Source organism: Blastococcus saxobsidens DD2 (genome assembly GCF_000284015.1).
GTDB lineage: Bacteria > Actinomycetota > Actinomycetes > Mycobacteriales > Geodermatophilaceae > Blastococcus > Blastococcus saxobsidens_A.
This window is the reverse complement of record NC_016943.1, coordinates 1523310-1543343: the sequence shown is the minus strand read 5'-3', so window position 1 is coordinate 1543343 and position 20034 is coordinate 1523310. Positions and strand designations below refer to the sequence as shown.

18 protein-coding genes and 1 pseudogene are annotated in these 20034 nt (G+C 75.4%); 5 read left to right on the top strand and 14 right to left on the bottom strand.

Annotated elements, in window-relative coordinates; translation table 11 throughout:
* Positions 1-36: 36 nt before the first annotated feature.
* From BLASA_RS07260 to BLASA_RS07245, 4 genes are all read right to left on the bottom strand, one after another.
* Complete coding sequence (locus tag BLASA_RS07260; RefSeq protein ID WP_014375424.1) at positions 37-759, bottom strand: ABC transporter ATP-binding protein; 723 nt, start codon at positions 757-759, stop codon at positions 37-39.
* Positions 756-2573 (bottom strand): ATP-binding cassette domain-containing protein, encoded by a 1818-nt coding sequence (locus BLASA_RS07255; protein ID WP_014375423.1) that lies wholly within the window; start codon positions 2571-2573, stop codon positions 756-758. The genes BLASA_RS07260 and BLASA_RS07255 overlap by 4 nt, the downstream gene beginning before the upstream one ends.
* On the bottom strand, positions 2573-3448 hold the full coding sequence (locus BLASA_RS07250; RefSeq protein ID WP_014375422.1) for a branched-chain amino acid ABC transporter permease: 876 nt from the start codon (positions 3446-3448) through the stop codon (positions 2573-2575). The genes BLASA_RS07255 and BLASA_RS07250 overlap by 1 nt, the downstream gene beginning before the upstream one ends.
* Before the next feature lie 132 nt (positions 3449-3580).
* A complete protein-coding gene (locus BLASA_RS07245; protein ID WP_014375421.1) occupies positions 3581-4759 on the bottom strand; it encodes an ABC transporter substrate-binding protein in 1179 nt (392 codons plus the stop codon).
* A gap of 407 nt (positions 4760-5166) precedes the next feature.
* On the opposite strand from BLASA_RS07245, the gene BLASA_RS07240 reads away from it, so the two are divergent.
* Genes BLASA_RS07240 through BLASA_RS07230 form a run of 3 tightly spaced genes read left to right on the top strand, consistent with a single transcriptional unit; the run spans position 5167 to position 8395 of the window.
* Complete coding sequence (locus BLASA_RS07240; protein ID WP_014375420.1) at positions 5167-6036, top strand: putative selenate ABC transporter substrate-binding protein; 870 nt, start codon at positions 5167-5169, stop codon at positions 6034-6036.
* Between the two features lie 29 nt (positions 6037-6065).
* Positions 6066-6779, top strand: a complete 714-nt coding sequence (locus tag BLASA_RS07235) for a phosphonate ABC transporter ATP-binding protein (RefSeq protein ID WP_014375419.1) — start codon at positions 6066-6068, stop codon at positions 6777-6779.
* Entirely contained in the window at positions 6776-8395 is a 1620-nt protein-coding gene (locus BLASA_RS07230) for a PhnE/PtxC family ABC transporter permease (RefSeq protein ID WP_014375418.1), read from the top strand. The genes BLASA_RS07235 and BLASA_RS07230 overlap by 4 nt, the downstream gene beginning before the upstream one ends.
* 117 nt (positions 8396-8512) lie before the next feature.
* On the opposite strand, the gene BLASA_RS07225 is transcribed toward BLASA_RS07230, so the two are convergent.
* Genes BLASA_RS07225 through hrcA form a run of 3 tightly spaced genes read right to left on the bottom strand, consistent with a single transcriptional unit; the run spans position 8513 to position 11433 of the window.
* On the bottom strand, positions 8513-9262 hold the full coding sequence (locus tag BLASA_RS07225; RefSeq protein ID WP_014375417.1) for a 16S rRNA (uracil(1498)-N(3))-methyltransferase: 750 nt from the start codon (positions 9260-9262) through the stop codon (positions 8513-8515).
* A gap of 3 nt (positions 9263-9265) precedes the next feature.
* The gene (gene dnaJ, locus BLASA_RS07220) at positions 9266-10396 is read right to left on the bottom strand and encodes a molecular chaperone DnaJ (protein ID WP_014375416.1); all 1131 of its coding nucleotides are present in this window, start codon (positions 10394-10396) and stop codon (positions 9266-9268) included.
* Between the two features lie 14 nt (positions 10397-10410).
* Positions 10411-11433 (bottom strand): heat-inducible transcriptional repressor HrcA, encoded by a 1023-nt coding sequence (hrcA, locus tag BLASA_RS07215; RefSeq protein WP_014375415.1) that lies wholly within the window; start codon positions 11431-11433, stop codon positions 10411-10413.
* Between the two features lie 269 nt (positions 11434-11702).
* Here hrcA and BLASA_RS07210 point away from each other — a divergent pair.
* Positions 11703-11993, top strand: a pseudogene (locus BLASA_RS07210) (type II toxin-antitoxin system VapB family antitoxin); the annotation flags it as partial.
* A gap of 107 nt (positions 11994-12100) precedes the next feature.
* Here BLASA_RS07210 and BLASA_RS07205 read toward each other — a convergent pair.
* From BLASA_RS07205 to hemW, 5 genes are all read right to left on the bottom strand, one after another.
* Complete coding sequence (locus BLASA_RS07205; protein WP_014375413.1) at positions 12101-12706, bottom strand: response regulator transcription factor; 606 nt, start codon at positions 12704-12706, stop codon at positions 12101-12103.
* A complete protein-coding gene (locus BLASA_RS07200; protein WP_014375412.1) occupies positions 12703-13815 on the bottom strand; it encodes a sensor histidine kinase in 1113 nt (370 codons plus the stop codon). Before BLASA_RS07200 ends, BLASA_RS07205 begins: the two co-directional genes overlap by 4 nt.
* Before the next feature lie 203 nt (positions 13816-14018).
* Positions 14019-14339, bottom strand: coding sequence for a TraR/DksA family transcriptional regulator (locus tag BLASA_RS07195; RefSeq protein ID WP_014375410.1), 321 nt, complete (start codon positions 14337-14339; stop codon positions 14019-14021).
* An 83-nt stretch (positions 14340-14422) separates the two neighbouring features.
* Positions 14423-14608 (bottom strand): hypothetical protein, encoded by a 186-nt coding sequence (locus tag BLASA_RS07190; RefSeq protein ID WP_014375409.1) that lies wholly within the window; start codon positions 14606-14608, stop codon positions 14423-14425.
* A gap of 94 nt (positions 14609-14702) precedes the next feature.
* Positions 14703-15941, bottom strand: a complete 1239-nt coding sequence (gene hemW / locus BLASA_RS07185) for a radical SAM family heme chaperone HemW (protein ID WP_014375408.1) — start codon at positions 15939-15941, stop codon at positions 14703-14705.
* Between the two features lie 49 nt (positions 15942-15990).
* On the opposite strand from hemW, the gene BLASA_RS07180 reads away from it, so the two are divergent.
* Positions 15991-16761 carry an enoyl-CoA hydratase-related protein gene (locus BLASA_RS07180; protein ID WP_014375407.1) on the top strand — a complete coding sequence of 257 codons (771 nt, stop codon included), beginning with the start codon at positions 15991-15993 and terminating at the stop codon, positions 16759-16761.
* 180 nt (positions 16762-16941) lie between these two features.
* Here BLASA_RS07180 and selB read toward each other — a convergent pair whose 3' ends face one another.
* Positions 16942-18708, bottom strand: a complete 1767-nt coding sequence (selB, locus tag BLASA_RS07175; protein WP_231839569.1) for a selenocysteine-specific translation elongation factor — start codon at positions 18706-18708, stop codon at positions 16942-16944.
* A complete protein-coding gene (selA, locus tag BLASA_RS07170) occupies positions 18699-20024 on the bottom strand; it encodes an L-seryl-tRNA(Sec) selenium transferase (RefSeq protein ID WP_014375405.1) in 1326 nt (441 codons plus the stop codon). The genes selB and selA overlap by 10 nt, the downstream gene beginning before the upstream one ends.
* Positions 20025-20034 lie beyond the last annotated feature (10 nt).

Below are 20034 nucleotides of genomic sequence, written 5' to 3'. Positions count from 1 at the left end.
GCTTCGGGCGCATCTCGGCGCAGCCGTCCCCGGCCGTCAGCTGCTGCTCTCGACCCCGAGGTAGGCCTGCACGATCCGCTCGTCGGCGAGCAGCTGGTCGGCCGGGCCGGAGTGCACGACCTCCCCGCTCTGCAGCACGTACCCGTGGTCGGCCGCGCGCAGCGCCCGCCGCGCGTTCTGCTCCACCAGGACGACCGTGGTGCCCGAGGCGCGGATCTCCTCGATGACGCGGAAGACCTCGTCGACGATCTTGGGCGCCAGCCCCATGGACGGCTCGTCCATGAGCATCACCGTGGGCGCGGCCACGAGCGCGCGGGCGATGGCCAGCATCTGCTGCTCACCACCGGAGAGCGCCCCGGCGGGCAGGGCCCGCCGCTCGGCCAGCACCGGGAACCGGTCGTACATGGCGTCGATCGCGCGGGCGGCGCCGTTCCCGGTGTGCCAGGTCCCCATCTGGAGGTTCTCCTCGATGGTGAGCGTGGCCAGGATCTGCCGTCCCTCGGGCACCTGCACCAGGCCCCGGCTCACCAGCTTGTGGGCGGGGGTCCGGGTGATGTCCTGGCCCTGGAAGGTGATCCGCCCACCCGCCGGGCGCAGCATCCCCGAGACGGCGTTGATGACCGAGGACTTGCCGGCCCCGTTGGCGCCGACGAGCGCCACGAGCGAGCCCTGCTCGGCACGGAAGGACACGCCGCGCACGGCCTCGACCCGTCCGTAGCTCACCCGCAGGTCGTCCACGGTGAGGATGGGGTCGCTCATGGGGCGTTCCTCCGGGTGGTGTCCGGCGTCTCCAACGTGCCGGCCGCGGCCGGGTCCACGTTGACGGCGGCGGGCGGCGGGACCCCGTCCGGGCTCGCCGCGGTGGGGTCCGCGGCGGTGCCGGCAGCGAGGGAGCCGCCGTCCGCGTCGTCCTCGGCCGAGCCGAGGTAGGCCTCGATGACCGCCGGGTCGGCGGCGATCTCGTCCGGCGTGCCGCTGGCGATGACCTCGCCGAAGTTCAGGACGACGACCCGGGTGCAGGTCTGCAGGACCATGCCGACGTTGTGCTCGATGAACAGGATCGTGAGCCCGTCCCGCGCCAGGGAGGTGATCAGCTCCGACAGCCGCGCCGCCTCGACGTGGTTCATCCCGGCGGCCGGCTCGTCGAGGATGAGCAGCGACGGGTCCGACGCCAGCGCGCGGGCGATCTCCAGCCGGCGCTGGTCGCCGTAGGACAGCGCCTCGGCCCGGCTGGCCGCGAGGTCCGCCAGGCCCACCCGTTCCAGGCAGCGGGCCGCCTGCCGCAGCGCCGCCCGCTCGTCGCGGCGTGCCGAGGGCAGCCAGAGCAGCCGCCGCAGGAAGGTGGGCCGGCTGACCAGGTGGGCGCCGACCAGGACGTTCTCCAGCGCCGACAGCCGGTTGAACAGCTTCGAGTGCTGGAAGGTGCGGCTGACCCCGGCCGCGGCGATCCGGTGCACCGGCGTGCGGCCGATCGTCGTCCCGAGCACCGTCGCGGTGCCCGAGCTCGGCGGGACCAGGCCGCTGATCATGTTGACCAGCGTGGTCTTGCCGGCGCCGTTGGGGCCGATCAGGCCGACGACCTCACCGGCCCGGATCTCCATGTCCACACCGCGGACGGCGTGCACCCCGCCGTACTCCTTGCCCAGGCCTGCCAGGGCGACCACGGTGTCGCCGGCCGCCGGGTGGCTGCGCCCGGTGCGGTCGTCGGCGGCGTCGCCGGCGTCCGACGGCATCCGGGTGCGGCGCGGGAGGAGGCTGGCCAGCCCGCCGGGCAGGAAGAGGATGACCACCAGCAGCAGCAGGCTGGCGAGGAAGGGGCGGATCCAGCCCGCCTCCACCCCGACCGCCCGCTGGACCTCGGGGACGATCGTCTGGAACCCGCTGCCCAGCAGGGGCCCGAGGAACATCGTGGAGCCGCCGACCACCGCGGTGACCAGCCCCTCGACGGCCGCGACGAAGTCGAAGTCGTCGGGGGCGATGAGCCGGACGTAGTAGGCGTAGAGGACGCCGTACAGCCCGGCGACCGCACCGGCGGTGACGAACGCGGCGAGCCGGTGCCGGCCGACGTCGATGCCCATGGCGCGGGCGGCGAGCTCGTCCTCCCGGATGGCCTCCAGCGCCCGGCCGTACCGGGAGCGCCCCATCCGCCAGAACCAGTACGCCACCAGCGCCAGCGCGGACCACGCCATGCCGACGGTCAGGATGCGGGACACCCCGAGCCCCTGCGCGCCGCCGGTCCACTCCTGGTTGAGCAGCACCACGCGCACCGCCTCGGCGAAACCGAGGGTGGCGATGGCCAGGAAGACGCCGCGCAGGTGCATGGTGGGCAGGCCGAGCACCACGGCGGCGAGCGCGCCCACGGACATGCCGATCGCCACGGCGATCAGCAGCGCGGGGATGTCTCCGACGTCGGCCCGGTCGGGGGCCAGGTAGGCCCCGGAGAACGCCGCGAGGGAGGCGAAGCCGGCCTGCCCGAGGCTCAGCTGCCCGGCGATCAGGACCGCGTAGAACGAGTAGGCGAAGATCGCGCCGAGGGCGATGAAGGTCAGCGTGGTGGCGTACTGGTCGAGCATCAGACCTCCCGGACCTTCCGCGCGCCGAGCAGCCCCTGCGGGCGCAGCAGGAGGATGACGAACAGCAGGCCGAAGGCGATGACGTCCACCCAGGACGAGCCGATGTACTGGACGGCGAACACCTCGGCCAGGCCCAGCAGCAACCCGCCGATGAGCGCGCCGGGCAGCGACCCCATGCCGCCGACGATGATGACCGCCAGGCCCTTGAGCTCGATGGCCGCGCCCATGCCCAGCTGCGCCGTGTTCACGTTGATGGCGAACAGCACGCCGGCCACCGCACCGAGGGCCGAGGAGATCGCGAAGGTCACCGCGGTGACCCGGTCGACGTTCACGCCGAGCACGCGCGCCGCCGTCGGGTTCTCGGCGACCGCGCGCATCCCCCGGCCCAGCCGGGTGCGCGTGACCATGTAGGTGAGGCCCACCATCAGCGCGAGGGACACCGCCAGGATGACCACCTGCACGAGGGTCACCTGCGCGCCGAATACCTGGAACCGGGTGTCGGGGAACGAGCCCGGCGGGAAGCGGCGGGTGTCGGGGCCGTAGCGCCACTGCAGCAGCGCGATGAGCATGCCGGCGAGCGCGATGGAGGAGATCAGTCCGGCGAAGTGCGCGTCGGCCCGGCCCTTCAGCGGCCGGAAGGCCAGCCGCTCGATCAGCAGGCCGAGGACCGCGCCGACGACGAACACGAGCGGTAACGCCGCCCAGAGGGACAGGCCGCCGCGCTCGACCAGCTCGATGCCGACGAAGGCGGAGGCGGCGAAGACCGCGGGGTGCGCCAGGTTCAGCCGGTCCAGGATGCCGAAGACCAGCGTGAAGCCGATGGCGAACAACGCGTAGATCGAGCCGATGAAGATGCCGTTGAGGAGCTGCTGCACAGCGGTCCCTGTCTCGTCGTGGGTGCGGGGCACGGTAGCCGACAGACCGCCGGGGGCCCGGTCCGAGGACCGGACCCCCGGCAGGGTCGCGAGCAGCCCCGGCCGGTCAGCCGGCCGGGGCCACGTGCCGGATCACTCCAGGACGGCGAACGAGCCGTTCTCGACCACCTGCACGACGGCGGGGTGGTCGGCGTCGCGGTTCTCGTCGATCGAGAACTGACCGAGCACGGTGGGGACGTCCTCGATCTGGCCGAACGCCTCCTGGATGCTGTCCCGCTCCGCGGAGCAGTTGGCGCGCACGGCCTGGTCGACCAGCTTCAGCCCGGTGTACGCCTGCGCGGCGAACTGGTCGGGCTGGGCGCCGTACTCGGCCTCGTAGGCCTCGAGGAACGCCTGGTTCTCCGGGTTGTCGGAGGAGGAGTTCCAGGCGGCGCCGACGACGACGCCCTCGGCCGCCTCGCCGGCGTCGGCCATCAGCCGCGGGTTGTTGAACCCGTTGCCACCGATGATCGGCACGTCGATGCCCAGCTCGCGGGCCTGGGTGACCAGCGGCACGGCGGCCTCGATCAGCGCCGAGACGACCAGCGCGTCGGGGTCGCTCTCCTGGGCCTGCGTCAGCAGCGCCCGGAAGTCGGTGTCGGACTTGGAGAAGGTGATCGTCTCGCTGATCTCGACGCCCTGCTCCTCCAGCGCGGCGGCGAACGCCTCGTAGCCGGACTCGGTGAACGCGTCGTCGTTGCTGTACATGACCACCACGTTCTCGAGCCCGAACTGCTCGGTGGCGGCCTCGATGGTCTGCGGGATGACCGCCTGCTCGGTCAGCGAGTCGCGGAAGATGTAGTCCCCGATCTCGGTGACGCCCGCGGCCGTGTTCGAGATGCCGAGCACCGGGACGCCGGCCTCCTGGGCGATCGGGTCGGCCTGCACGGCGGCGTTGGACAGCGTGGGCCCGATGATCAGGCTCGCGCCGTCGTTGACGAACTCGTCGAACAGCGTGATGGCCTGACGCGGGTCGGTCTGGTCGTCCTCGATCGTCAGGTCGTAGGTGACGCCGTCCTGCTCGGCCAGCTCCGCGGCCGCCAGCTCCAGGCCGCGCTGCTGCGACTCGCCGTAGCTGGCCGCCGCGCCGGTGAGGCTCAGCACGGCGCCGATGGGCACCTCGCCCTCGATGGTGCACGAGTCGCCGCTGCCCTCGCCGGTCAGGCCGCCGGAGGCGGCGGAGTCCCCGCCGCCGGACTCACCGGAGGAGCAGGAGGCGAGGACGAGCGCCGCGGCGCTCGCCGCGGCCACGGTGTAGAGCTTGGTGCGCATGTCTCTCCCTTGTCGAACACGACGACCACGCCGGCCCCGACGGGGAACGGCGTGCGTCCTGGAGGCCACGGGAAGGGCCCGCACCGTCCAGTCGTCGTGGGCCGACCGCGGTCGGCCGGCCGGTTACGGCGCCACAGTAAGCACCCCGGTCCGGCGCGCGGACGGCGGCGTGGCGAGCGTGCCCAGAACGTGACCGACGCCGGCGCCCGGTCGCGCGTCGACGGCGCGCTGCACCGATCCCGTCACGCCGGTGCAGGATGGGGCGCTCCCTCTCCCGCTCCCCGGAGGTGCCCCGTGCCCCGCCCCGTCCCTCCAGCGCGCACGTAGTGCGCAGCGCAGCCGCCGCCCGGTCGGGTGGCTCCGGTCCCGGATACGTTCTTCTCCCGCTCGCCCACCGTGCCCGCACGGTGATCGCCCTCCTGCTCGCCGCCGTCCTCGCCGGCTGCGGCAGCTCCTCCCCGGCAGCCGACGAGCCGGACCCCCTGCGCATCGGCGCCATCCCCGACCAGGACCCCGAGGTCCTGCAGCGGCTCCACGGCACGGTCGCCGACTCGCTGTCCGACGCTCTCGGCGTCGACGTCGAGTACGTGCCGGTCACCGACTACGCCGCCGCCGTGTCGCTCTTCCGCACCGGCGACCTCGATCTCGTCTGGTTCGGCGGCCTCACCGGCGTCCAGGCCCGCCTGCAGACCCCCGGGTCGGTGCCGATCGCCCAGCGCGACATCGACGCGGACTTCCACTCCGTCTTCGTGGTGAACGAGGCGACCGGGCTGGCGCCGTCCGACGACCTGGCGCCGCTGGCCGACCTGCGTTTCACCTACGGCAGCGAGACCTCCACCTCCGGCCGGCTGATGCCCGCCTGGTTCCTGGCCGAGCACGGGGTGGATCCCGCCGGATTCCCGGGCGGCCCGGGCTTCTCCGGATCGCACGACGCGACCCTCGCCCTGGTGGCATCGGGCAGCTACCAGGCCGGGGTGCTCAACGAGCAGGTCTTCGAGGCGCGGAAGGCCGCCGGGGAGATCCCCCCGTCGGTCGTCCGGTACGCGCGGAGCCCCGCGTACTCCGACTACCACTGGCTGCTCGGCCCCGACGCGGTCGAGCGGTTCGGCGACGACCTGCCGCAGCGGCTGACCGGCTGGTTCACCGGCCTCTCGGCCGACGACCCGGCCGACGCCGAGGTGCTCGACCTCTTCGGTGCGGGGTCGTTCGTCCCCACCGAGGCGGCGAACTACGAGCAGATCGAGCGGATCGGCCGCGACCTGGGGCTGGTCAACTGAGCGCGCTCGCGCGGCTCACCGGGATCGAGGTGCGCTTCGGCGGCACCCCCGCCCTCTCCGGCGTGGACCTCGAGGTGGCCGCGGGTGAGCGGCTCGCCGTCGTCGGGGCCTCCGGCGCCGGGAAGTCCACGCTCCTGGGCGTCCTCAACGGGTCGGTGCGGCCGGACGTCGGCGAGGTGCGCGTGCTCGGTGCCGACCCGGCCGCCCTGCGCGGCCGGGACCTGCGCCGCCTCCGGGCCCGCACCGGCACGATCCACCAGGGCCTGGAGCTCCCCGGCGCCCTGCGCGTGGTGCACAACGTCAACGCCGGTCGGCTCGGCTCGTGGTCCGTGGCGCGGGCGGCGTGGTCGCTGGTGCGGCCGCAGGGCACCGCCGAGGTGCACGACGTGCTGGACCGGGTGGGCCTGGGCGACCGGATGTACGAGCGGACCGACCGGCTCTCCGGCGGCCAGCGGCAACGGATCGCGCTGGCCCGGCTGCTGCTGCAGCGGCCGGAACTGGTGCTCGCCGACGAACCGGCGTCCGCGCTCGACCCGGCCCTGGCCGACCTCGCGCTCGGCCTGCTCGGCGAGCTGGCCACCGCCCGCGGCGGCGTGCTGCTGGCCTGCCTGCACGACCCCGCGCTGGCCCTGCGGCACTGCGACCGGGTGGTCGGGCTGGCCGACGGCCGGGTGGTCCTCGACGCCCCCGCCCGCACGCTCACCGTTCCGGCGCTGGAGGAGTTCTACGGGGTCACCCGGTGACCGCCGTCCTCACCCGGGCGGCACCGCCCGAACCGCAGCTGCGCCGGAACCGGCGGCGCTGGGGATGGTCCCTGGCCGGCCTCGCCCTGGTGGCGTGGTCGCTGGCCGGCAGCGGCCTGTTCTCGGGGCCGGTGGTCAACCCGGCCGGCAGCGGTGAGTTCGGCCGCTTCCTCGCCGCGGCGCTGCGGCCGGAACTCGACGCCGGCTTCCTCGCCGTCGTCGCCGAGGCGACCCTGGTCACCCTCGCCTACGCGGTGCTCGGTGCCACCCTGTCGGTGCTGCTCGGTGCCCTCGGGGCGCCGCTGGTCGCCCGTGCCGGCTGGGGACGCCGCCGAGCCGGCTGGCTCGCGACCCGCGCCGCGCTGGCGCTGCCGCGGGGTCTGCACGAGGCGGTCTGGGGGCTGCTGCTGCTCAACGTGCTGGGCCTGGACCCGTGGGTGGGCGTGCTCGCCATCGCCGTCCCCTACGGCGCCATCACCGCCAAGGTCTTCGCCGACCTGCTCGACGAGGTGCCCCGGGGCGGGCACGACGCGCTGCTCGCGGCCGGGGCCGGGCGCGGGACCGCGGTGCTCTACGGGCTGCTCCCCGCCGCCGCCGGCGGGCTGCTGTCGTACTCCTTCTACCGGCTGGAGTGCGCGGTCCGCTCGGCCGTCGTCCTCGGCCTGATCGGCGCCGGCGGGCTCGGCTACCAGCTGGCCCTGTCGTTCAGCTCGCTGCGCTGGGCGCAGGTGTGGACGACGGTCTACGCGCTGGCCGCCCTGTGCCTGGCCGCCGACGTCGCCGGCCGCGCCGTCCGCCGCCGGGTCACGGCCCCGCCTCCGGGTGGAGCGGCGTTCCGGCGCGACCGGCTGCTCACCGGGGCGGTGGTCGCGGTGCTCGCGCTGGCGGTCGGGGCGGCCTGGTACCTGGCGCTCTCGCCCGCCGCGCTGTTCTCCGCCCGCACCGCGCAGCAGCTGGAGTACGTCGTCTCGGCCGCGTGGCCGCCGACCACCGACGGGGATCTGCTCGGCACGGTCGGAAGCACCGCCCTGGTCACCGTCCAGATGTCGGTGCTGGGCATCGTGTTCGCCACCGCGGGGGCCGTCGCGCTGGCCGGCTTCGCGGCCCGGCCCCGCGTTCCCGCCGGCCCGGCGCGCCGGGCCCTCGGGGTGCTGACCCGCCTCGGGTTGCTGCTCCTGCGGGCGGTGCCGCCGCCGGTGTGGGCGCTGGTCCTGCTGTTCGTGCTGCTCCCCGGCGTCCTGCCCGGCGCTCTGGCGATCGGCGTCTACACCCTCGGTGTGCTGGGCCGGCTGGTCGGTGAGGTGGTCGAGGAGGCCGACCGGCGCTCCGGGGAGGCGCTGCGGGCGTCGGGCGCATCACCGGCCGGGAGTTGGCTCTACGGCACCGCGCCGGCCGTGGCCGGACCCGTGCTCGCGCTGGCGCTCTACCGGTGGGAGGTGGCGATCCGCGACACCGTGCTGGTGGGCCTGCTCGGCGCCGGCGGGATCGGCGTGCTGCTGTCGGCCGAGACGTCGTCGTTCGACTGGCCCGCCGTCGCGACCGTGCTGACCGCGATCGTCCTGCTCACGTTCCTGGTGGACCTGGTCAGCGACCGCGCCCGTGCGGCGCTGCGCTGACCGACGGCGCGATCCGGCCGAGCCGCGTCCTAGCTCACCATTCCGGGTCCTGGCTCAGCGTCGACGGTGAGCCAGGACCCGGAACGATCAGGTGACCTGATCACCGGTGCGCGCCGATCAGGCCCAGCGCGTCCTGGCGGAGAGAGCGGCGAGGGCGGCGGCGCCGGCGGTGGAGGTCCGCAGCACCTCGGGGCCCAGCCGCACCGGCTCGGCGCCGGCGGCGCGGAAGGCGACCACCTCGCCGTCGGCGAGACCGCCCTCGGGGCCCACGACGATCACCACCGTCCCGGCGCCGGGCAGCGCCAGCTCGGCGAGGGGACGACGGGCGGCCTCGTGCAGGACGACGGCGAGGTCGGCGTCGGCCAGCAACCCGCAGACCTCGCGGGTGGTCATCGGCTCGATGACCTCGGGCAGCCGCGGGCGGCGCGACTGCTTGGCCGCCGAGCGGGCTGCCGACCGCCACTTGGCGACCCCCTTGGCCACCCGGTCGTCGCGCCACCGGGTCACGCACCGGGAGGCCTGCCAGGGGATGATCCGGTCGACGCCCAGCTCGGTGGCGAGGTCGACGGCGAGCGGGCCGTGGTCCCCCTTGGGCAGCGCCTGGACGAGGACGAACTCGACGGCCGGCGGCGGGACCTCGAACCGGGTCCGCACCGCGACCCGCAGCCCCTCGGGTCCGGCCGCCGCCACCTCGCCCTCGGCCACGGTCCCGTGACCGTCGCCGACGTGCACCCGCTCCCCCGGCCCCAGGCGGAGCACGTCGGTCGCGTGCCGCCCCTCCGCCCCGTCGACCAGGACCTCGGGTGCGTCGGGCAGGTCGTCGACGAGGAAGAGCGGTGCGCCGTCGAGCTGCGGGGTGTCGCTCACCGGTCAGCGGCCGTTGAAGACGTCGCGGACGCGGGAGAACAGGCCGCCCTGCGCCTCGCGGTTGGACTCGGGCTGGTCCTCCCCCCGGAGGGCGGCCAGCTCGCGCAGCAGCTTCTCCTGCTCCGCATCGAGCTTCGTCGGCGTCTGCACCTCGACGTGCACGAGCAGGTTGCCCCGCCCGGTGGCGCGCAGCCGGGGGGCGCCGTGCGCCCGGAGGGTGAGCACGCTGCCCGACTGGGTGCCGGGCCGGATGTCCAGCTCCTCCTCGCCGTCGAGCGTCTTGAGGTTGAGCGTCGTGCCCAGGGCGGCCGAGGTCATCGGCAGGGTGACGCGGCAGTGCAGGTCCTCGCCGTCGCGGGTGAAGACGTCGTGCGGCCGCTCGTGGATCTCCACGTACAGATCGCCGGCCGGGCCGCCACCGGGACCGACCTCGCCCTGGCCGGTCAGCCGGATCCGCATGCCGTTCTCGACACCCGCCGGCACCTTCACCGAGATGGTGCGGCGGGAGCGGACGCGGCCGTCGCCGGCGCACGTGGGGCACGGCTCGGGGATGACCTGCCCGGTGCCCACGCAGGTGGGGCAGGTGCGGCTGGAGACGACCTGGCCGAGGAAGCCGCGCTGCACGCTCTGCACCTCGCCGCGGCCCGAGCAGGTGCCGCAGGTGGCGACGTGCGTGCCGGGCGCGGTACCGGCCCCGGCGCAGGTCTCGCAGAGGACGGCGGTGTCGACGGTGATCTCCTTGGTGACGCCGAAGACCGTCTCGTCCAGCTCCAGCTCCACCGGGATCAGCGCGTCGCGGCCGGCGCGGGTGCGGCTGCGCGGACCACGCGTCGCCGCGCCGCCGAAGAAGGCGTCCATGATGTCGCCCAGCCCACCGAAGCCGGCGCCGCCGAAACCGGCCCCGGCGCCCGCGCCGGAGTCGAACGGGTCACCGCCGAGGTCGACGATCCGGCGCTTCTCCGGATCGGTCAGGGCCTCGTAGGCGCGGCTGACCTCCTGGAAGCGGTCCTTCGCCGCGGGGTCGGGGTTGACGTCGGGGTGCAGGTCCCGCGCCAGCCGCCGGTAGGCGCGCTTGATGTCGGAGTCGGTCGCCCCCTGGGCCAGGCCCAGCACGCCGTAGTAGTCGGTTGCCATCGAAGTCTTCGTCCTCAGCTCTCGGCCAGCAGATGGCCGACGTAGCGGGCCACGGCACGGACCGCGGCCATGTTCCCTGGGTAGTCCATGCGGGTCGGCCCCACGACGCCGAGACCGCCGAGCGGCCGGTCCGCCGAGCCGTACCCGACGGTGACCAGCGAGGCACCCGTCAACGCCTCGTGGTCGTTCTCCTCGCCGATCCGCACCAGCACGGTGCTCGCGTCGACCTCGCTCATCAGGCGCAGGACGACGACCTGCTCCTCGAGCGCTTCCAGCAGCGGCCGCATCGTGCCGGGGAAGTCCATGGCGCTGCCGCGGGTGAGGTTCGCCGTCCCCCCGACGACCAGCCGGTCCTCGCTGGGCTCGACGAGGGTCTCCAGAAGGGTGGCGCTCACCGCGGCGACCAGGCCGCGCAGGTGCGGCGGCGCCGTCTCCAGCAGGCCGGGGACCTTGTCGCCGGCCTCACCCAGCCTCACCCCGGCGAACGCGGAGTTCAGCAGCGTGCGCAGCTCCGGGACGGCGCCGGGTTCGACGTCGGCCGGGCACTCGACGACCCGCTGCTCCACCCGGCCGGTGTCGGTGATGAGCACCACCAGGAGCCGGCCGGACGCGACCTGGACGACCTCGAGGTGCCGGACGGCGCTGCGGGAGAGCGTCGGGTACTGGACCACGGCGACCTGGCGGGTCAGCTGCGCCAGCAGCCGGACGCTGCGGCCGAGGACGTCGTGCAGGTCCACCGCGCCGTCGAGGAACCGCTCGATCGCCCGCCGCTCGGCGGCCGACAGCGGCTTGACCGCGGAGAGCCGGTCGACGAACAGCCGGTAGCCCTTGTCGGTGGGCACCCGGCCGGCGCTGGTGTGCGGCTGGGCGATGTAGCCCTGCTCCTCCAGCACCGCCATGTCGTTGCGGATGGTCGCTGGGGAGACGCCCAGGTCGTGGCGCTCGGCGAGGGCCTTGCTGCCGACCGGGTCGTTGGTCGAGACGAAGTCCTGGACGATGGCCCGGAGGACCTCCAGGCGGCGTTCGTCGTGCGCCACGGTGACACCTCCCCGTACCGGTCGACGCGCCGTGCGGCGCCGGACGCCGAAGCGATGTCCCCGGGGCCTGGCGGCCGTCCGGGACACCCCCGGACCTGGCACTCGCACGGACGGAGTGCCAGGCCAGCATACGTCCGAGCGCGGGAGCCGTCGCGCGGCTGGCGAGGTGCCCTCACCCCTGCCGGGGAACGCCGACGGGGCCGCCGCGCGGCGTCTAGGGTGGACGGCGTCGGCGCCCCGGGGCGGGGCTGAGAGCGGAGGTCGGTCCCCTGATCTTCAAAGGCGTGCGCAACGGGCGCCCCTATCCCGACCACGGGCTGTCCACCCGCGACTGGGCGATGATCCCGCCTCGTCAGGTCCGGCTGGACACCCTGACGACGACCAAGCGCGAACTGGCCCTCGACGCGCTGCTGGCCGACGACTCCACGTTCTACGGCGACCTCTTCCCGCACGCCGTGCAGTGGCACGGGGAGCTGTACCTCGAGGACGGCCTCCACCGCGCGCTGCGGGCGGCCCTCCAGCAGCGCACCGTGATCCACGTGCGCGTGCTCGACCTGGACGCGCTCACCCCGGTGCAGTCGCAGCGCGGGCCGGACACCGCCGCGATCCCCGCGCAGCCGGCCGTGCCCGCCCGGCGCGACGGCTGACGGCCGGACGTCGGGTCCTCCTACAGCCAGCCCTTGTCCGCGGCCACCCGCGCCGCCTCCACCCGGGTGCGCGCGCCGGTCTTGCCGATCGCGGACGACAGGTAGTTGCGCACCGTCCCCTCGGACAGGAACAACCGTCCGGCGATGTCCGCGACAGTCGCCCCGTCGGCGGCTGCCCGCAGCACGTCGGCCTCCCGCGCCGACAGCGGCGTCGCCCCGATCGCCAGGGCGGCGGCGGCCAGGTCCCGGTCGATGACCCGCTCCCCCGCCATGACCGCCCGGATGCCACGGGCCAGCTCCGCCACCGGCGCGTCCTTCACCAGGAAGCCGGCGGCGCCCACCTCCATGGCCCGGCGGAGGAAGCCCGGCCGGCCGAAGGTGGTGAGGATGACCGACCGGCAGGTCGGCAGCACCGTCGCCAGCTCGCGGGCGGCGGCCAGCCCGTCGGCGCCCGGCATCTCGATGTCCAGCAGGGCGATGTCGGGGCGGTGCTCGGCCGCGGCGGCGGCCACCGCGTCACCGCGGCCCACCTCGGCCACCACCTCGATGTCGTCCTCGAGCTCGAGCAGCGCGCGCAGCGCCCCGCGGACCATGGTCTGGTCCTCGGCGATGAGCACCCGGATCACGGTGTGGTCACCTGCCCGGCCGCCACCGGCGTGCTCAGCGGGATGGCGGCCGTGAGCCGGAACCCGCGGCCGTCCGCCGGGCCGTGCACCAGCCGCCCGCCGAGCGTGGCGACCCGTTCGGCCAGGCCGCACAGCCCGGCCCCGGCGGGGGCGTCCCCGCCGCGGCCGTCGTCGACCACGCTGAGCTCGACGCCGTCGTCCCCGGTCCGGAGCGTGACCGCGACCGTCCGGGCGTCGCTGTGCCGCAGGACGTTGGTGGTGGCCTCGCGGACCACCCAGCCCAGGACGGCGTCGACCGGGCCCGGCAGCGACCGGCCCGGCGCCGGGGCCTTGAGCGAGATGCCGGCGGCGGACAGCGCCGAGCGCGCCTCGGCCAGGGCCTGCGCCAGGCTCACCTGGCGGTAGCCGCTGACCGCGTCGCGCACCTCGGCCAGCGCCCGGCGCGCGGTGGACTCGACATCGGCCATCTCCTGCCGGGCGCGGGCCGGGTCGCGCTCGGCCAGCCGCCCGGCCAGCTCGCTTTTGAGCGCGATGAGCGACAGGCTGTGGCCGAGCAGGTCGTGCAGGTCGCGGGCGAACCGCAGCCGCTCCTCCGCGACGGCGTTGCGGGCCAGCTCGTCGCGCGCCTCCACCAGCTCGGCGTTCACCGAGATCAGGTGCCGGGTGCTCCGCAGGGCGAACGCGGTGAGCACGCAGATCACCGGCAGGATGAACACCTCGCCGAGGACGCCGTGCGCGGCGAGCACCGCGGTGCAGACGCCGGCCGCACCGACCACCGCCGGCCACACCCACCGCTCCGGCAGACCCGAGGACGCCGCCGCCGACAGGTAGATCATCAGCCCGGCCCACGCGGGCCCCAGCCAGACCGCCAGCGCCACCCCCAGGACCGCGACGACGACCAGCTGCAGGCGCGGCCAGTCCCCGCCGCGCCCGAAGACGCGGCCGAAGACACCCAGGTACGCGACGGTGAAGGCGACCAGGGCCGCCGCGGCCACCAGCTGCACCCACAACGGCCGGGGCGTGGTCACCAGGTCGGCGATCGGGAAGATCTGGAACAGCAGCCAGGGCACGGCCCAGCCCAGGCGCTGCCATCGGGTCCGCGGGTCCACGGCGGGGACCGTAGCCCGCGCGGGATGGTCAGGTGCAGGTCCTCGACGGCGACCGCGGCGCCGTAGCGGACGGTCAGCCCGCGGATGTCGAGGGCGGGTCCGGGTGGCATGGCCCCGAGCCTGCTGCCTCGCCGCGGCGGCCAGTAGTGCCGGACGTCGCCGGGCGCCCCTGACATCGTCAGAGGCGACCGGCGACCGGTGGGTCAGGCGGCTGCGGTGCAGGCCACGCAGGTGGACGCGAACGGGCGCAGCTCCAGCCGCTCCTCGGGGATCTCGGCCTGGCAGCCGGCGCACCGGCCGTAGGTGCCGGCCTCGATCCGCGCGAGCGCGGCGTCGATCTCCTCGATCTGGCGGTGCAGGTCGGCGCTGCGGCGCTGGGCGACCGGGTCGGGCACCGAGGTGGCGCACTCGGCCAGCGCCTCATCGCGCTGCTGGATGGTGTCGGCCCGCTGGGTCTGCAGCAGGGTGCGGAAGCGGTCGTGCGAGCCGGCGGGCGAGGTGTGGGCGTCGAGGGTGGTGGTCATCGGAGCTCCTTCGGGCAACGCGGGAAGACGCGGTCACCGTGTGGTGGCGCGTCAGGACGGGCGGTTGCGACTCCGGGAGGGAGTCAGGAGAACTGCGGCGGGGCCCGATCCTGGCTGCGGCGGAGGACGTCGAGTCCTCGCAGGCCACGCGCTCGCCGGTTCATCGCCAGGGCGAGCAGCATCCCGCCCGTCAGCGGGGGTACCGCGGCACCGGATCGGTCACCGGGCGGCGGGAGCACCGGCCGGTGCGCGAACGTGTACGCGTCCATCGCCGATCACCTCCCCGTCAGCCCGGCGTCGTTGCCGGAACCGGGACCATAGCCCACAACCGACCGTGCAATCCCGCTCTTTCGGGTGAGTCGGTCAGTCGGTCAGATCCCGGACGACCGCGTCGGCGAGCAGCCGGCCACGGTCGGTGAGAACGGCCAGACCCCGACCGTACGCCTCCGGGGAGAGCAGCCCCTGGGTCACGGCGGCCGCGGCGCGGGCCCGGCCGGTGTCGGTGAGGGCCGTCAAGGGCAGTCCGTCGCGCAGCCGGAGGCCGAGCATCACCGCCTCCAGGGCGCGGTCGGCCTCGTCGAGCAGTTCGGCGTCCTGTGCCGGGCTCTCCCCGCGGGCCAGCCGGTCGGCGTAGGCGGCCGGGTGCTTGACGTTCCACCACCGCAGGCCACCGACGTGGCTGTGCGCGCCCGGGCCGACGCCCCACCAGTTGGCGTTGGCCCAGTACAGCTCGTTGTGCCGGCACCGGGCGGCGTCCGAGGTCGCCCAGTTGGAGACCTCGTACCACCGGAACCCGGCGCCGCGCAGGGTCGCGTCGGCCTGCTCGTAGCGGTCGGCGAGGACGTCGTCGTCCGGCATGGGCAGCTCGCCGCGGCGGACCCGCCGGGCCAGCTTGGTGCCCTCCTCGACGATCAGCGCATAGGCGCTGACGTGGTCGACGGGCGAGTCCAGGACGGCGTCGAGGGAGGCGGCCCAGTCGGCCTCGCTCTCCCCCGGGGTGCCGTAGATGAGGTCGAGGTTGACGTGCTCGAAACCGGCTGCCCGGGCCTCGTGCGCCGCCTCGACGGCCCGCCCGGGGGTGTGCCGCCGGTCGAGCGTGGCGAGCACGTGCGGTGCGGCGGACTGCATGCCCAGGCTCACCCGGGTGAAGCCGCCCTCGCGGAGCCGGGCCAGCGACTCGGGCGAGACGGTCTCCGGGTTGGCCTCGGTGGTGACCTCGACGTCGCCGGCGAACGGGAAGAGCCCGCGGGCGGCGGAGAGGACGGCGGCGAGGTCGTCGGCCGGCAGCAGCGTGGGCGTGCCGCCGCCGACGAAGACCGTGGAGACGGTCGGCAGGTCCGGCCCCAGGGTGCGGGCCGCGCGCTGGAGCTCGGCGATCGCGGTGCCGGCGTACTCGCTCCGGTTGGCGCCCGGACCCAGTTCGTCGGAGGTGTAGGTGTTGAAGTCGCAGTAGCCGCAGCGGGTCGCGCAGAACGGGACGTGCACGTAGAGGCCGAACGGCGTGGTGGCCAGCCCCTCGCGGGCGCTGTCGGGGAGCCGGTCGGGGCCGGGTGAGCCGGGGGGCGGTCCGGCGTCGTTCAGCAGCGGCAGGACGGTGTTCATCTGCTCCCAGTGTGCCGCGCGGGGCCCGTGGACCGGCAGGATGCCGGACGTGACCTCCGACCGAGTGCTGCAGGTGTCCGTCTCGCGCGGCGTCGCCACGCTGACCCTGGACTCCCCCGCCAACCGCAACGCGCTGTCCCGGGCGATGCGCGCCGAGCTGCGCACCGCGCTGACCGACGCCCTGGCCGACGACGCGGTCCGCGTGGTCGTGCTCGACCACACCGGCCGCGTCTTCTGCTCGGGGATGGACCTCGCGGAGGCGGCCGGCGGATCGTCGGAGGACCAGGGCGTGCGCGAGTTCCCCGAGCTGCTGTCGCTGGTCTGGTCCTCCCCCAAGCCCGTCGTCGCGGTCGTCCGGGGGCCGGCCCGCGCGGGCGGCGTCGGGCTGCTGGCCGCCTGCGACGTCGTCGTGGCCGCCTCGTCGGCGACCTTCGCGTTCTCCGAGGTGCGGCTGGGCCTGGTGCCCGCGGTCATCTCCGCCGTCGTCCTGCCGCGGATGACCACCTCCGTGGCGCACCGGCTGATGCTCACCGGCGAGGTCTTCGACGCGGCCACCGCGGCCGCCGGTGGGCTGGTCGACCTGGTCGCCCCCGACGACGAGCTGGACGCCGTCCTGGCCGGTCAGCTCACCGCGCTGGCCGCCGGTGCGCCGGAGGCCCTGGCCGCGACCAAGCGGCTGCTGCGGAGCCGGCAGCCGGAGCTGGCGTTCGAGGACCTGCTCGGGCTGTCTGCACGGTTCTTCGCCGGCGAGGAGGGCCAGGAAGGCATCGCGGCGTTCCGGGAGAAGCGCCCGGCCCGCTGGGTGCCGGCTGCGGACTGACCGGGAACAGTTCCCGGCACAGTCGGTCTCTGCCCAACCAGGGTGGGCAGAGACCGACCTCCCTCACAAGACGTAGGTGGCGATCATCTGCCCGAGCTGGCGGATGTCCCCGCTTCTGAGCAGGGCAGCCACGGGACCGAGGACGCCGTCCCCTCGACACGCGGAGACGGGATCGGGCGCCTACCGCAGCCGGCGGGTGTTGTCGGGCAACCGGACGGTGACGCCCCGGGCGTCGAGCCACTCCATGAGCGGGACGGCGACCCGGCGGCTGGTTCCCCACGCCTGCCGGGCCTGGCTGAGGGTGAAGGGCTGCGCGACCGAGGCCAGCCGGGCCCGCGCCACGTCGGCGACCCCCGGCGCCAGGTAGACCTGCTCCCCGACGCGCACCAGCTGACCGCTGCGGACGGCCGCGGCCAGTTCCCGGACGCCGAGCCCGGCGGCCGCCAGGTCGGGGGCCTCGGGCGCCGCGAACGGGTCGGCCGCGAGGCGGGCGCGCACGTCGTCGACCGCCCGCTGCACCGCCGGCGGGAGGTCCGCGGCGCCGTCGACGACCCGGCCCTCGCGCAGCACCAGCGGTGCCCGGACGAGGGCGGGCACCAGATCGGCGTCGGGCAGGTCGAGCGCCCGGCGCACCACCTCCGCCGGTGGTCCCGGCTCCAGCGGGCGCAGCCTCCGGTAGCGGCTGACGACGTCGGGCACCCGGGCCGCCAGCTCGTCGGCCAGCCCGGCGGCGAGCAGCCACGGCCCGGCGGGGGTGGCGCCCACGGGCACCGGCCAGCCCATGGCCGCGAAGTCCGCGGCGCGCACGATCCGCCGGCGGGCCAGGTCGGCGGCCGCCCCCGCGGTTCCCCCGGGCTGGGCCGCGAGTTCCGCGGCGCGCTGACGGGCCGCGCCCCGGCGGCGCAGCCCGGGCGGATCGACGTCGCGCACGTCGGCACCCAGCACCCGCCGGGAACCCGGATCGCGCAGCAGCAACCGATCGCCCACCCTCAGCGGGAGCGGCGCGTTCAGCCGCAGCCGCACGGCCGCGCCCTCCAGCGGCCGGAGCCGGGCACCGACCGTCGCGGACCCCACGTGCACCACCGGCTCGGTGGGCAGCCGCTCGTCGGGCTCTGCAGCGAGGGTCACGTCCACGACGTCGGTGAGCCGGAACGCCCCGGGGGTGAGCAGGGCGTCGCCGCGCGAGAGGTCCTCCACCGCGACCCCGCGGAGGTTCAGCGCCACGCGCGCGGTGGCCGCGGCCCGCTCGACCGGCTCGCCGAGCGACTGCACGCCCCGCACGGTCACCTCCCGGCCGCCCAGCAGGAACCGGTCCCCGGGCGCCACCGTCCCGGCGGCGAGGGTGCCGGTGACCACCGTCCCGGCTCCCTTGATCGTGAAGGCACGGTCGATCCACAGCCGGACCGGCGCCTCGTGGTCCGGCGCGGGCAACCCGGAGAGCAGCGCCTCCAGGGCTGCGGCGACCTCCGGCAGCCCCGCGCCGGTCACCGCGCTCACCGCCACCCCCGGCACCTCGCCCATCGACGTCGCGGCCAGCCGCTCGCGCACGTCGTCGAGCACCGGGGCGGGGTCGGCGAGGTCGGACTTGGTGACGGCCAGCAGTGCGTGCCGCACGCCGAGTGCGTCGAGGACGGCGACGTGCTCGGCGGTCTGCGCCGACCAGCCGTCGTCGGCGGCGACGACGACCAGCGCGGCGGGCACCGAGCCCACGCCGGCCAGCATGTTGCCGACGAACCGCTCGTGACCCGGCACGTCCACGACGGCCAGCCGCCGGCCCGAGGGCAGCGTCGTCCAGGCGAAACCGAGGTCGATGGTGAGGCCCCGGCGGCGCTCCTCGGCCCAGCGGTCGGGCTCCATGCCGGTGAGGGCGCGCACCAGCGCCGACTTGCCGTGGTCGACGTGACCCGCGGTCGCGACGACGTCCATACCGACGGGGGTCACGTCCACCGGCGGGCCACCTCCAGCACCGCGGCAGCCAGCTCGGCGTCGGCGGCGGACGGGACGCTGCGCAGGTTCAGCAGCGTCCGGTCGTCCTCGAGGTAGCCGACGACCGGTCGTGCGCCCCGGCGCAGCGGCTCGGCGAACGACGCCGGCAGGGAGACCGCGGCGCCGGGCAGCGGGTGCTCGGGCGCCCCTCCCCCGCCGACCCGCGAATCCGCGTCGACCGCGACGGCGTCCACCCCGGCGCCGGACAGCCGGTCGGCCAGTGCACGGGCCCGGGCGCGCAGGCCGTCCACGTCGGCGGCGAGCATCTGCTGCACCGGCGGGAGCGGGCCGCGCAGGGTGGCCTCCAGGGCGGCGAGCGTCGTCTTGTCCACCCGCAGCGCCCGGTACAGCGGGTGCCGGCGCAACCGCTGCACCAGGTCGGCCCGGCCGAGGACCAGCCCCGCCTGCGGGCCGCCCAGCAGCTTGTCCCCGCTCGCCAGCACCAGGTCGGCGCCGGCGGCCAGCGTGGTCTGCAGGTCCGGTTCCTCGGGTAGCAGGGGGTGCGGGCGGAGGAGCCCCGAGCCGACGTCGGCCACCAGGGGGACGCCGCCGAGTGCGCCGGCCAGCTCGGCCACCTCGACCGCCCGGGTGAAGCCGCGCACCACGAAGTTCGACGGGTGGACCTTGAGCACCGCGCCGGTCTCCGGGCCCAGGGCGCCGCGGTAGTCGTCGACGGTCACCCGGTTGGTCGTGCCGACCTCGCGCAGCCGCGCGCCCGTGGCCTCCAGCAGCTCCGGGATGCGGAAGCCGTCACCGATCTCCACCAGCTCGCCGCGGGCCAGCACCAGCTCCCGGCCCTGACCGAGGGCCGTGGCGACGAGCGCGAGGGCGGACGCGCAGTTGTTCACCACGATCGCCGCCTCGGCGGCGGGCACGGCCTCGAGCAGCGCGGCGATCGCCGCCGCTCCGCGGGGCCCACGACGGCCGGTGGTGAGGTCGAGCTCGACGTCGGTCGTCCCGGCGGCGGCGGTGATCGCCTCCACCGCGGCCGCCGACAGCGGAGCCCGACCGAGGTTGGTGTGCACGATGACGCCGGTCGCGTTCAGCACCGGGCGGAGGCTCGACGCCGTCGCCGGCAGCTCGGCCAGGACCGCGTCGACCGCTGCGTCCGGAGCCACCTCACCGGCCCGCACCCGCTGCTGCACCCGCTGGACGGCGTCCTTCACCAGCCCGCGGCCCAGGCGCTCACCGGCGCCGGCGAGGCGGAGGTCGGCGAGCAGCGTGTCGGTGCGCGGCACCTGGCGGCGCGGGTCGGTGCCGTGCGGGTCCTGAGTCATCGCCCCGCAG

What these genes read in the sequence shown, in the direction of transcription:
- BLASA_RS07255 (WP_014375423.1), bottom strand. Translation starts at nt 2,573, where the DNA reads ATGCTCGACCAGTACGCCACCACGCTGACCTTCATCGCCCTCGGCGCG.
- BLASA_RS07190 (WP_014375409.1), bottom strand. Translation starts at nt 14,608, where the DNA reads ATGGACGCGTACACGTTCGCGCACCGGCCGGTGCTCCCGCCGCCCGGT.
- BLASA_RS07195 (WP_014375410.1), bottom strand. Translation starts at nt 14,339, where the DNA reads ATGACCACCACCCTCGACGCCCACACCTCGCCCGCCGGCTCGCACGAC.
- selA (WP_014375405.1), bottom strand. Translation starts at nt 20,024, where the DNA reads ATGACTCAGGACCCGCACGGCACCGACCCGCGCCGCCAGGTGCCGCGC.
- hemW (WP_014375408.1), bottom strand. Translation starts at nt 15,941, where the DNA reads ATGAACACCGTCCTGCCGCTGCTGAACGACGCCGGACCGCCCCCCGGC.
- dnaJ (WP_014375416.1), bottom strand. Translation starts at nt 10,396, where the DNA reads ATGGCAACCGACTACTACGGCGTGCTGGGCCTGGCCCAGGGGGCGACC.
- BLASA_RS07245 (WP_014375421.1), bottom strand. Translation starts at nt 4,759, where the DNA reads ATGCGCACCAAGCTCTACACCGTGGCCGCGGCGAGCGCCGCGGCGCTC.
- BLASA_RS07260 (WP_014375424.1), bottom strand. Translation starts at nt 759, where the DNA reads ATGAGCGACCCCATCCTCACCGTGGACGACCTGCGGGTGAGCTACGGA.